Origin of the sequence: Streptomyces sp. NPDC008139 (assembly GCF_042957025.1) — a bacterium.
Taxonomy (GTDB): Bacteria; Actinomycetota; Actinomycetes; order Streptomycetales; family Streptomycetaceae; genus Actinacidiphila.
The window spans coordinates 1-12,462 of record NZ_JBIBHM010000001.1; the positions used below are offsets into that span (position 1 = coordinate 1).

Annotated in this window: 10 protein-coding genes; 7 read left to right on the forward strand and 3 right to left on the reverse strand. The window is 71.3% G+C overall.

Annotated features, from left to right (window positions below; all coding sequences use genetic code 11):
• Positions 1–453: 453 nt before the first annotated feature.
• Together ACFZBB_RS00005 and ACFZBB_RS00010 are read right to left on the reverse strand one after the other, a co-directional pair.
• Positions 454–990, reverse strand: a complete 537-nt coding sequence (locus tag ACFZBB_RS00005; RefSeq protein ID WP_391116189.1) for a DinB family protein — start codon at positions 988–990, stop codon at positions 454–456.
• Between the two features lie 164 nt (positions 991–1,154).
• On the reverse strand, positions 1,155–1,748 hold the full coding sequence (locus ACFZBB_RS00010) for a TetR family transcriptional regulator (protein WP_391116191.1): 594 nt from the start codon (positions 1,746–1,748) through the stop codon (positions 1,155–1,157).
• Between the two features lie 143 nt (positions 1,749–1,891).
• Here ACFZBB_RS00010 and ACFZBB_RS00015 point away from each other — a divergent pair, with 143 nt between their 5' ends.
• The 7 genes from ACFZBB_RS00015 to ACFZBB_RS00045 all read left to right on the forward strand — a co-directional run bounded on the left by ACFZBB_RS00015 (position 1,892) and on the right by ACFZBB_RS00045 (position 10,222).
• Positions 1,892–2,626 carry an SDR family oxidoreductase gene (locus ACFZBB_RS00015; protein ID WP_391116193.1) on the forward strand — a complete coding sequence of 245 codons (735 nt, stop codon included), beginning with the start codon at positions 1,892–1,894 and terminating at the stop codon, positions 2,624–2,626.
• Between the two features lie 33 nt (positions 2,627–2,659).
• Positions 2,660–3,283: an NAD(P)-binding domain-containing protein gene (locus tag ACFZBB_RS00020; RefSeq protein ID WP_391116195.1), complete on the forward strand. Its 624-nt coding sequence runs from the start codon at positions 2,660–2,662 to the stop codon at positions 3,281–3,283.
• A gap of 297 nt (positions 3,284–3,580) precedes the next feature.
• A complete protein-coding gene (locus tag ACFZBB_RS00025) occupies positions 3,581–4,372 on the forward strand; it encodes a VOC family protein (protein WP_391116197.1) in 792 nt (263 codons plus the stop codon).
• 90 nt (positions 4,373–4,462) lie between these two features.
• Positions 4,463–5,407, forward strand: a complete 945-nt coding sequence (locus tag ACFZBB_RS00030; protein WP_391116199.1) for a DNA-formamidopyrimidine glycosylase family protein — start codon at positions 4,463–4,465, stop codon at positions 5,405–5,407.
• Positions 5,408–5,998: 591 nt separating this feature from the next.
• Positions 5,999–6,679 (forward strand): LuxR C-terminal-related transcriptional regulator, encoded by a 681-nt coding sequence (locus ACFZBB_RS00035; RefSeq protein ID WP_391116201.1) that lies wholly within the window; start codon positions 5,999–6,001, stop codon positions 6,677–6,679.
• Between the two features lie 300 nt (positions 6,680–6,979).
• The gene (locus ACFZBB_RS00040; protein ID WP_391116204.1) at positions 6,980–8,839 is read left to right on the forward strand and encodes a hypothetical protein; all 1,860 of its coding nucleotides are present in this window, start codon (positions 6,980–6,982) and stop codon (positions 8,837–8,839) included.
• A gap of 138 nt (positions 8,840–8,977) precedes the next feature.
• Positions 8,978–10,222 (forward strand): serine hydrolase, encoded by a 1,245-nt coding sequence (locus ACFZBB_RS00045; protein WP_391116206.1) that lies wholly within the window; start codon positions 8,978–8,980, stop codon positions 10,220–10,222.
• Positions 10,223–10,264: 42 nt separating this feature from the next.
• Here ACFZBB_RS00045 and ACFZBB_RS00050 read toward each other — a convergent pair whose 3' ends face one another.
• Positions 10,265–12,247, reverse strand: coding sequence for a discoidin domain-containing protein (locus ACFZBB_RS00050; protein WP_391116208.1), 1,983 nt, complete (start codon positions 12,245–12,247; stop codon positions 10,265–10,267).
• Positions 12,248–12,462 lie beyond the last annotated feature (215 nt).

Genomic DNA, 12,462 nt, shown 5'->3' on the forward strand with positions numbered 1-12,462 from the left:
TGGGTGGTGGGGGGGGTGGCCGCCCCCCCCCGGGGGCGGGCGGGGGGGGCGCGGCCCGGCCCGGGGGCCCCCCCCCCCCCGCCCCCCCCCCCCGGGGGGGGGGGGGGCCCCCCCCCCCCCCCCGGCCGCCCGGCCGCTCGGCATGACGGCTGCGAATTGGACAGCGGCACACGACGACGTCTCTGGCCGCCTGCACGGCAATTCGCCGAGTTGGACGGAGGTCCCGGCCCGTTGAACGCGTCGGTCCTTATCCACAACGGCGACGGCGACATCTGGGCACCCTGCTGCTGGTCACTGCTCGGCGGCGGGCTTCGATCCCCAGGACAGCTCCCGCGAGGCCGGAGAAGGCCGGCTGGCTGCGAGGATGACGCTCGCGTGGGCGTCGGGTCGCGCTGCCCCTGGCCGTGGTCGGCCGGGCGGCTTCTGCTGATGGTGTGCCGTGGGGGGCGTCGGTTATTCGCCGGTGGCGCCGTCGATGGCCTCGCGGAGGAGATCGGCGTGGCCGAGGTGGCGGGCGTACTCCTCGATCACGTGCTCAAGGACGAAGCGCACGTCGGTGGCGCCGAATTCCGGGTTCGGCACGGTGCGGGCGAGGTCGGCGGTCACCTTCGTGAAGAGCTGTCGCGACTCCTCGCACGACGCCAGGTAGTCCTCGTAGACGTCCTCGGCGGACGTGGCGTCCGACTCGTCGTACCACTCGTCGCCGTCGGCGGTGGTGTAGGTCCGGTAGGGGAAGAAGCGAGGCGCCATTTCGGCCAAGGTCCGCTGGAACCAGGCACGTTCGACCCCTTGCAGGTGGCGCATGAGCCCCAGGAGGGTCAACGCCGAGGAGCCGAGAGGGCGTTGACGCAGTTGGGCGTCCGAGAGGCCCTCGCACTTCCACAAGAAGGTCGCCCGGTGGTAGTCGAGATTCGAGGCGATCACCTCAAGCCAGGAGCCCGACAGCACGCGGTCGGGCCGGACGATGTTCTGCACCACGATGTCGCTCACGCTGGGGTCTCCCTACCGGTCGTGCTCGGCCGAGTTCGTACGTCCCCAGGAAGACCTCACCGCGTGCCGGAACTCATCGCCGGCCCGCGATTCGGGGTCCGGTCCGGCCGGCACGGCTGGTGTCGCGTGTGCGGAGTCACCTCGGCACGTCGTCCCGTCGCCGGTTATCGCCGGTCATCGCCGGCCGTGGCGGGGATGGCGTTGTCGATGAGGACGGCGGCGATGGCGGCGGCGGTGGGAAAGGCGTCGGCGTTGAGGACCCGGGTGCGGGCCGCGGCGCCGTCGATGAGCAGCGCGAGCTGCTCGCCGAGCTGTTCGGGGTGGGCGGCGCCGGCTTCGCGGGCGGTGTCGGCGAGCCGCGCGGCGACGGCCTTCTTGTAGTCGCGCGCGTACTGGGACGCGGGGTGCTCGGGGTCGTGGAGTTCGACGGCGGCGGCGATGTAGGGGCACAGGGGGGTGGTGGGGGGCACGTCGAAGGCGGCGAGGAGCCGTTCGCGGGGTGTGAGGTCGGTGCGGTCGAACACGCCGGACAGAACGGTGGGGTCGAACCGGCGCAGGTACTCGGCGACGAGTTCGTCCTTGCCGGCGAAGTGCTGGTAGGCCGTGCGCTTGGACACCTCGGCCGCCGCGCAGAGCTCGTTCATGCCGGTGCGGTTGATGCCCTGCTCGCGGAACAGCTGCTGGGACGCGCCGAGGATGCGCTCGCGGGCGCCCCGGCCGCGGCGGCGGCCCGTGGGGCCCTTCTCCAACTCCGTCATGGGTCCACCGTACCGCAGCTAGGTAACGAACGGTGTACATAGTTGCGCCCCGGCCGCCCGCCCCGTACGTTAAGAACACAAGACGGTGTACTTAACGCCGTCGCCCCAGGCACACACGGCACCACCGACTCAAGGGAGCGGCTATGGGAAAGCTCGACGGCAAGGTGGCGGTCATCACCGGCGGCACCACCGGCATGGCACTGGCCGGCGCGAAGCTGTTCGTCGACGAGGGAGCGCACGTCTTCATCACCGGGCGCCGCCAGGACGCCCTGGACGAGGCCGTGAAGCAGATCGGCCGCAACGTCACCGGAGTCCAGGGCGACGCCGCCGACCTGGACGACCTGGACCGCCTGTACGACATCGTCAAGCGGGAGAAGGGCAGCCTCGACGTGCTGTGGGCCAGCGCCGGCGGGGGCGAGCCCGCCCCGCTCGGCGAGATCACCGAGGCCCAGTTCGACACCTGGTTCGGGCTCAACGCCCGCGGCACCCTCTTCACCGTCCAGAAGGCCCTTCCGCTCCTCAACGACGGCGGCTCCATCCTCATGACCGGTTCCAATGCCTCCCTCGGCGGCTTCCCCGGCTGGAGCGTCTACGCCGGCAGCAAGGCCGTCCAGCAGGCATGGGCCCGCGTCTGGCTCAACGAGCTCAAGGACCGCCGCATCCGCGTCAACGTCCTGACCCCCGGGCAGGTCGCCACCGCCAAGCAGGCCGAACTCTTCGACGAGGCCACCAAGCGCCAGTTCGAGTCCCTCATCCCCCGCGGCCAGATGGGCAGCCCCGCCGAAATCGCCACCGCCGCCCTCTTCCTCGCCTCCGACGACTCCAGCTACGTCAACGGCATGGAACTCGTCGCCGACGGCGGCACCACCGCCGTTTGAACCGGACAACAACCCACCAGGGCAGGACATCTCATGAGCAGCATCAGCATCATCGGCACAGGGAACATGGCCCGCACGATCGGTACGCGCGCGATCGCGGGCGGCAACACCGTCGAGGTCATGGGCCGCGATCAGTCCAAGGCGGCCGACCTGGCCAAGGCTCTCGGCGGCGGCGCCACGACGGGGGAATGGGGCACCGCCCCGGCCGGGGACATCGTCATCGTGGCCCTGTTGCACGACGGCGTCGTGCCGGTCGTCACCCAGTACGGAGACGCTCTCGCGGGCAAGGTCATCGTCGACATCAGCAATCCCTTCAACTCCACGTTCGACGGGCTGGCCCACCGCGAGGAGACCTCGATCGCGCGGGAAGTCGCCAAGGCGGCCCCGGCCGGCGCCAGCGTGGTGAAGGCGTTCAACACCGTCTTCCGTCACGTCCTGGAGAAGGGCCGGCCCGACGTCTTCCTCGCCGGCGACGATCCGCAGGCCAAGGCACGCGTGGAGGCGTTCGTCGAGAGCCTCGGACTGCGCCCGCTGGACGTCGGCGGCCTGAGAATGGCCCACTGGCTGGAAGGAGCGGGCGTGATCACGGTGGGCCTCGCCAACCACGGGGTGGGGAACCTGGACTTCGCCCTCAGCATCACCGAACTCTCCGTCTGAACTCCCGTCTGAACTCCCGTCTGAACTCCCGTCTGAACTCCCCGTCCGAGCAGACGGCCGAGGGTGGCGGGCGCGGCGAAATCACGGCGCGCACTTATCGCGCCCAAGACACTGCGCGAGCCCGATTCCGGATCCACGAACGCCCGGCGCCCCCGTACTCGCCCACCGGCGCCGACCCGCACGTCACCAATGGCCTGAGCCACCCCTCCGACGGGATGGGGTTTGGGTGAGCGGGGGCGAGGGGGTGTATACCGTGTATACGATGGGGTGGGGCTTCTGGCCCATGGGTTTGAACTGATGACGGAAGGCAGGCACGTCAGCATGCTCACCACGGATTCCATTCTCGGATCGGCCACATGGGTCGACATCGCGGCGAAGGACACGGTGGCCGCGGCAGGGTTCTACGGGGCGGTGTTCGACTGGACGTTCCACCCGGCGGGGCCTGACGCGGGGAGTTACGGAACCTTGCAGAAGGACGGGAAGATCGTGGCGGCGCTGGGGCCGCTGGTGGACGAGGGGGCGACCCCGGCGTGGACGGTGTACTTCGAGACGCCGGACGTGGAGGCCACCGCGAAGGCGGTCGCGCAGGCCGGTGGGGCGGTGCGGGCCGAGCCGTTCGACGCGCGGGACGCGGCGCGGATGGCGGCGGTCACCGATCCGGGCGGGGCGGAATTCGCGCTCTTCCAGCCGAAGGCACTGAAGGGGCTGGAGACCACGTCGGTGTACGGGTCGCTGGGGTGGGTCGAGCTCCAGACGGCGGACCCGGCCGCGGCGCTGGAGTTCTACCGCGGGCTGTTCGGCTGGCGGGGGGCGGACACACAGGTGGGTGACGCGCCGTACACGTTCGTCTCGACCTCCGAGGGTGACCAGGGGAACACGGCCTTCGGCGGCATCACGGCCGCGCAGGAGGGTGTGAGCCCGCGCTGGGTGCCGTACTTCGACGTGGCGGACGCGGACGACATCGTCACCCGCGTCCAGGGCGCGGGCGGGACGGTGCTGGTGCCGACCGTGGACGTGCCGGGCATCGGCCGGATCGCCTGGTTCGCCGACCCCTCGGGCGCGACCTTCGCCGTACTCCAGCCCGCCTGATCCGGCTGTCCCGCGCCGCCCCGGGGCCGTACACCCCGGGGCGGCGGTCTGTCCGGGGCGGGTCGGGCGGCGGCAGGGCAGACTGGGGGTATGCCTGAATTGCCGGAGGTCGAGTCCCTGAGCAGGTTCCTGGCCGAGCAGCTGGTCGGCCGTACGGTCGAGCGGGTGTACCCGGTCGCCGTGCACGCGCTCAAGACGTACGACCCGCCGATCGGAGCGCTGGAGGGGCGGACCTTCGACGCCGTGGGGCGGCACGGGAAATTCCTCGATCTCACGGCCGGGGAGCTGCACCTCGTGATCCACCTGGCGCGGGCCGGGTGGGTGCGGTGGACGGAGAAGATGGCGGACGCGCCGCCGCGCCCCGGCAAGGGACCGCTGGCACTGCGCGTACGGCTCACCCCGGCAGCGGGAAGCGACACCGAAACCGACGCCGGAAACGGGGCCGGAGACGAAGCCGGAAGCAGGGCCGGAACGACCGGCGGCGAGGGAACCGGCTTCGACGTCACCGAGGCCGGCACCCAGAAGGGCCTCGCGGTCTACGTCGTACGGGACCCGCTGGACGTTCCGGGCGTCGCGCGCCTCGGCCCCGACCCCTTCGCCGCCGACTTCACCCTCACGGCCTTCACCGAACTGCTGGCGGGCAAGCGCAGCCAGATCAAGGGCGTGCTGCGCGACCAGAGCGTGATCGCCGGGATCGGGAACGCGTACTCCGACGAGATCCTGCACGCGGCGCGCATGTCGCCGTACAAGCTGGCCGCCACGCTCACCGAGGACGAGGTGGCCACGCTCTACGACGCGGTCGGTACGACGCTGGCCGACGCCGTCGAGCGGTCGCGCGGGCTGCCGCTGCGCGATCTGAAGTCGGAGAAGAAGAGCGGACTGCGGGTGCACGGGCGCAAGGGCGAGCCGTGTCCGGTGTGCGGGGACACGATCCGCGAGGTGTCCTTCAGCAACTCGGCGATGCAGTATTGCCCGACGTGCCAGACGGGCGGCAAGCCGCTGGCGGACCGGCGGATGTCCCGGCTGCTCAAGTAGGCGCACACGTGAGCTCGCGCGATCACTCAAGCAGTCGCTCAAGCAGTCGCTCAGGCAGTCGCTCAGGCAGTCGCTCAGGCAGTGGCTCAGGCAGTGGCTCAGGCAGTCACTCAGGCAGACGCTCAGGCGCTTGCTCGCGCGACTGCCCAAGCGGCCGGTCAACTGGTGCCGCACGGGCCCGCGTCGAGGTCTCGCCCGCTCAAGTGCGGTACGCCCCGCTCCGGTTCGGCGGACGCCGGGGTTCCGAGTTGGTTGACCGGTGACGTTAACCGTTGGTAGCGTAATGAGGCAAAAATGTGATCACCTGCTACCGGGCGTGGGCTCCTGCCATGCCAGGTGGATACCAGGGGAGTACCAGGTGTGATCGAACGCGATGGGGAACGCTCAGGCCCGTAAGTGCTCCCGCAGTCGCCCTCGTTGGCCATTTTCGGCCGGTCGGGGTGGCGTCGCGTTGTGGAAAGGCGCCCGCTCGGGGGCAGGCCGCCGATGTGGTTCTTACTCGGAAGAGACACGGGCGGACTTATGACTTCGGAAATTCTCCACCATTCGCGTCGCATGCCGTTTCCCGCGCGGCTCCGCGTGGTGTTGTTCATGGAGGACCAGATCCTGCGCCTCGGGGTGCAGGCGATCATGTCGGGTCTCGCGACCGGCGTGGAGACGTACTTCGCGGCGAACGAGTTCGACTTCATCGGCAAGGTGCGCGAACACGCCCCCGATGTGGCGGTGTTGACCGCTACCAACCGGCGGCTGTGGAAGGTCGTCGGGGAAGCCGGGAGCACCGGGGAGACCGGAAGGGTCGGGACCGTCGGGGGCGCCGGGGGCGCCGGGGGTGAGAACCCCTCACCACGGCTGCTGTTGGTGATCGAGCAGCATCAGACGGGGGACCTGGCGGGGCTGCCCGCCGACGGTTATCTGATCCGGCAGGACCTGTCGGCGGCCGGAATGGCCCGCGCTCTCGACCAGTTGGCGGCCGGGGAGATGGCGATTCCCGTGGAGCTGGGCCGCAGCCTCATCCAACAGGCAGCGGCAGCGGCCCCGGTGAAACGGCGCGGGGCGCTGACGTCACGTGAGAACGAGACGCTGGTGCTGCTGGTGCGCGGCCTGAGCAACAAGCAGATCGGCAGGCGCCTGTTGATCTCCGAGCACGGCGCCAAACGGCTGGTGAGCAGCGTCCTGCTGAAGCTCGACGCCACGAACCGGACCAGCGCCGTCGTCAAGGCGATCAGGATGGGGCTGGTCGACGAGGCGACGCTGGCGGACACCGCGAACTGACGGCTGCGCCCGCCCGCGTGAGGCGTGAGCCCGTACGGACAGGGGCCGTACGGGCTCAGGGCGGCGCTCCGGCCACGGGCGGCGCGGGCGCGGGCCGTACGAGCGGAGACGGCACCGGCACCAGCACCAGCACCAGCCGTACGAGCGGTGACCGTACGCGCCCACGTCGCCCGGCCGCAGGCCCCAACGGCTCACATCACGCGCCCGCCGCGAACACCCGCGTAAATTCCGTTGAACATTCGGCGTACGAGGCGGCCAACCCCGCCGTACCGCGCGGGCGCGCGGCTAGTGTCAGCGGCCGTGACCTCCGTTCCCGACATCGACGACGGCGCCGGGATCTCCGCGCGGCCGGCCCCCGGAACCGACCGGGCGCCGGGCCGGGACGCCCGCCCGGAAGCGGTCCCGACGCCCCGGGGCCCCGACGAAGGCGACCGCGACGGCGGCCCCGACCGCACGACCACCCCGTACCCCCTCCCCGTGCGCCTCGCCGCGGCCCTCCTCGGCCTCGCCGCCGTCGCCGCCATGTGCTGGAGCGGGCTCAACCACGACGTGCGGTACGTCCTCGGCGGCATGCGGGCGAGCGGGCGCGGCGGGATTCCGGCGTCCGGCACCTTCGTGCACCGGCCGCTCGCGTACCGCTGGCCGCTGTCGTGGCTCGACCACCTCACCGCCGGGCCGGTCGCCGTGCGTGAGGCGTCGATACGGCTGCTGGTGATCGTCGTCGCGGCGGCCGTCGTGTGGTGGCTGCGCCAGGGCCTCGCCCGCCACCTGCCGCGCCGCGAGGCGAACGCGGTGGCGGGAGCCGTGGGGCTCGCGCTGCTCTTCGCGCCCGCCTGGGACTTCCTCCAGCCGGAGTGGGTGGCCGTGCTGTGCGCGGTGGCCGGTCTCGCCGCCGCGCTCGCGCCGCGCCGCACCTGGGTGGCCGTCGGCCTCGGCGGCGTGCTGGTCGCGCTCGCGGTGCTGGTGAAGTACACGACCGCGCCCACGGCGCTGCTGCCGCTGGGCGCACTCCTCGTCCTGGACCGGAGGCGCGGCTGGCTGACCACGGCGGCCGCCGCCGTCGCCGCCCCCGCGGGCTTCGCGCTGGCGATCCTCGTGCAGCCGCGCGAGTGGCGGTGGTTCAACGAACTGTCCGCGCTGAACCCCAACACCCCTTTGCAGAACGGCCTGCACTCCGCCGACGTGCACGCGCTGATCACCACGGTCGGCACCGAGGCGCTGATGAATCCGGTGGTGGCGCTGCTGCCCGCCGCCGTGGTGCTGCTCGCGCGCGGGAGCGCGTCCCGCGCCGCCCGCTGGGCGTGGCCGCTGCTGACGGCGGCCGGGGTCGCGGGCGTGCTGGCCGCGCTGGTGGTGCAGGGGCAGTGGTTCCAGTACCACCTGGCCGCGCTTCCGGTGCTGGCCGCCGCCCTGTGCGGTCTCGCCGTCGCCCGCCGCCCCGACCCGCCGCTGCTCGCCGGCGCCCTGCTGCTCGGCGTCGCCGTCCCCCTGATCGCCGGGCAGTCCTGGAACTGGCGGCACGCGCACGAGACGGCCGCGTACACGCTGGTCTCGGCGGTCGTCGTGGCGACGCTGCTCACGGCCTCGCTGCGCGGGCGAGCACGGGTACGAGTACAGGTACGCGGACAGGTACGCGGACAGGTGCCGGTACCCGCACCCTCTCCCGGCCTCCTCCTCCGCTCCGTCCCCGCCCTCGCCCTGCTCCTCGCGCTGGCGATCCCGGTGTGGCCGACGACGCCGTACTCGTACGACACCCGGCACTCGACCTTCACCTCGTTCGAACGCGCCGACACCCGGCACGAGTTGACCCAGTGGCTGGCCGGCGTCCGGCACCGTATCGGCGCGGACACCCCCGTCACGTACCTGGCGTTCGGCGACATCGGCTATCTGCTCGGCAACCCGACGCACTGCCGCTACCCGACGCCCGACTTCCTCCAACGCACGCGCTACGACCGGTCGATCACCCGTCAGGTCAGCTACCGCGAGAATCTGCGCTGCCTGAGCGACCCCGCCTCGCGCTACGCCGTGCTCGACACGTTCTGGTTCCCGCTGGGCCAGGTCGCGCCCGAGGCGGCGGACACGATTCGCGGCCGGTTCGACTGCCACCGGCCCGTCGCCGCCCTGCCCGCCTACCACTTGGTGATCTGCCCGCGCCGCTGACCCGCTGTCGGCGGCCCGGACCGGGGGTTGTCCCCACCCGGCGTTCGGGTGACAGCTCCATCGATCATGGTGCGCGGCGCGGGTTGGATGGACGGAGTCCGCACGGGGCGGGCCTGGGTCGTCCAACGGGGAGCCGTCATGAAGGTGTCGTTGTCGGGGAAGCGCACGATCGTGGCGGCGTGGTCGGTGGCCCTGGCCGCATCCGCGCTGGCGGCGGTGCCCGCGCACGGCTCGGGCGGCCAACACCGCTACGGGCAGGGGGACTTGCGCGGCGACCTCGCCGCGGTGCGGGCCGCGGGGGACGGCCAGGTCAATGTCGTGGCGCGGGTCGACACCCCGGACGGGCCGCTGCGGGCGCGGTTCGGCACGGCGGGACGCGGCTCCAAGGAGCCCGTCCCGTGGGAGCCGGAGTTCCGCGCGGCGAGCACCACCAAGACCTTCACGGCGGTCGTGGTGCTCCAACTGGCCGCCGAGGGCAGGCTGTCGCTGGATGACACCGTCGAGCACTGGCTGCCCGGCGTGGTGCGCGGCCACGGCAACGACGGCTCGCGGATCACGGTGCGGGACCTGCTGCGACAGACCAGCGGGCTCTACGACTACGTGGCCGACCCGTCCGTCCAGGACCGGCTCTTCCACCACTTCGACGAGAACCGCTACGACGTCACTCCGGCCCCGCAACTCGTCGCCATCGCGATGAGCCACCCGCCGCTGTTCACACCGGGACCTGCGGGTACGGCCCGGCAGTGGGCGTACTCCAACACCAACTACCTGCTGGCCGCGATGATCGCGGAGAGGGCGAACGACAGGGCGGAGCGGAAGGCGGGCGGATCGGGCGCCACCTGGCGGGAGTTGGTCGAGCACCGCGTCATCGCGAAGCTGGGGCTGCGGCACACGTACATCCCCGGCGACAATCCGTTCCTGGTCGGGCCGCACGAGCGGGTGACCGTGGACACTCCCGACGGCGGGGTGCTCGACGCGACCGAGCTGAGCTTCCAGCACACGGCGGACTCCGGAGTGGTGAGCACGCCGGGCGACCTCAACACCTTCTTCCGGGCGCTCGCGACCGGCGAGCTGCTGCCCGCCGAGCAGTGGCGGGAGATGCGCGAGACGGTGCCGTACGACGATCTGCCGGTGCCGCCGTCCGGCAGGCAGGGCGGTTACGGGCTCGGACTGCGCGTGGTCCCGCTGAGCTGCGGCGGCGTCTACTACCAGCACGAGGGCGACGGTTTCGGCGTGTACACCCGGCCCGCCGTGAGCGCCGACGGCCGCCGCGCGGTGACGGTGTCGGTGACCACCACCACCGCGCTGATCGACCAGGACAAGGTCAATCGCGCGGTGGAGGCGCTCACCGACGACGCGCTGTGCGACCGTCATGCGCCGTGACCCGCGCCGACGGCAACACGAACGGCGCGGGTCACACTCCGGTCAGGCGCTGTAGACCTCCAGTTCGGAGAGCTGCCCGGCGGGCCAGCCGGTGTTGGCGGTGAAGTTCAGCCGCACGTAGCGCGCGGTGACCGCCGACGGCAGGTTGATCGTCACGGAGTTCCCCGACGCGGGGTTGAACGTGTAGTTCTGCGCGGGGATCTGGGTGGTCAGCGGGACGCTGGGGCCGGCCTGTACGGAGATGGTCTGGGAGCGGGTGCTCCAGGCGGTGGGCGGCGGCAGCTTGAGCACCAGCCGCTTGACGGTGGTGGTGAGGCCGAGGTCGACCTGGATCCACTGCGGGAAGGCGTTGTTGTTGCTCTCCCAGTACGAGTTGGGGTCGCCGTCGACCACGTTGCCCGAGCCGTAGACCTGGGTGTGGCTGCTCTCCGAAGTGGCCTTGCCCAGGGCGAGGTTGGTGCCCGGCGGCACGGTCGTCGCGTCGGTGGTGACGCTGACCTGGTTGGACGCGGGGGACACGTTGCCCGCCGCGTCGAGGGCCTGGACGGTGAAGGTGTAGGCGGTGGACGGGCTGAGCCCGGTGACGGTGGCGGTCGTGGCGTTGCCCGCCGCGCTGCCCGCCTGGGTGCTGGTGGAGCCGGTGACCCGCATGACCCGGTAACCGGTGACGCCGACGTTGTCGGTCGAGGCGGTCCAGGCCAGCGCGGCGGTGGTGTCGGTGTGCCCGGTGACGTGCAGCGTGCCGGGCGCGGTCGGCGGTACGGTGTCGCCGCCGCCGGAGACCAGCGGCGGGGTGGGGCGGACCGCGGTGAGGGCGATCTGGCCCTTGAGCATCCTGCCGCCGTCGCCGGTCAGCCGCAGGTAGTAGTCCGAGGAGCAGGCCGTGCCGTCCTCGTCCAGCGCCAGGAAGCCGGAGTTGGTGGGCGTCCACGCCTGGGACTCGGCGGTCTTGGCGATCTGGTTGCCCTCGTTGTACTCGTCGAACATCGAGATGTAGATGCCCTGCACCCCGGCCCGGCAGACGTTGTAGAACTGCCGCCACATGAAGTCGCCGTGCGCGCGCTGCCGTCCGGAGACGTCACCGGGCAGGACGCACGGCTGGTAGTCGATGCCGTGCGCGGCGCAGTCGGCCTCGTCGCCGACGGTGTAGGTGTTGTAGGCGTTGTCGGAGTCGCCCGCGTTGCCGATCGCGCCGACCATCCACGGCGAGATCATGTTGAACGCGTGGTAGACGTCCGAGTAGCCGGTACGGGTGCCCGCGCCGCCGGTGCGCCACTCGCGCGGCACCCCGCCGATGACGTAACAGCCCTGTCCCTTGAACCAGTTGATGACGTCGATGCAGGCGTCGGTGCTGAACGGGTGGTTGTTGTCGTTGAAGCCGAAGCCCCAGATGCAGACGACCGGCTTGCCGTTCTGCGTCGCGTACGCCGAGGAGGCCGTGTGGGCCTTCATCTTGTTGGTCCAGTCCGTCTTGATCTCGGACTGCATGTTCGTCCAGCCGGTGACGTCGTACATGATGTAGAACTTCCGGCTGTGCGACTCCGCCGCGCTGCGCACCTTGGTGGCCATCGCGTCGCGCGTCGGGCCTTCGCCGCCGGTGGGGTTGAAGCGCTGGAGCGCGGCGGTGTCGATGCCGTACTGCTGCATCCACTGGAAGTGCGTTTCGACGGTCTGCTGGTCGTAGGACGAGAAGAGCGTCGCGGGCTGGCCGTTGCCGAGGGCGGCGTATCCCGTCTGGTAGGTGTGGGTGTACTCGCGCATGTCCGGCCAGCTACTGATGCCGGTGTTGGACGGTGACGGGGTCTGGCCCCAGTTCTGCGTCCAGTGCCACCAGCCGTTGATCGGGGCGCCGTCGCCGATGCAGGCGAACCAGCCCTGATAGCCGACCGTGACCTTCCCGACCACGTCTCCCGGCCCGCTGGCCGCTGTCGCGCTGCCCGCGGCGGCGGTCTCCGCGACACCTAGGGTTCCTGCCGCAGTGGCCGCTATGGCGGCTTGCAGGAAGACCCGGCGTGTGACACCCATCTGGACTCCTCCGATCGGCTGTCAACTCCCGCCGCCCGCGCGGCCGTCGGGCACTCGGGTGAGTGCTCGGGCGAGTGCTCTGCGGTAAGGGCCGGAAGTCTGGTGCGGGGGATCGTAACGACAGGGTTACGCGAGCGCAATAGATCGTGCCGCAGGCGAAATACTTGACAGAGATGACGCAAGAACCGTTCTGTCGTGGTTTTCGGTGGTGCCGC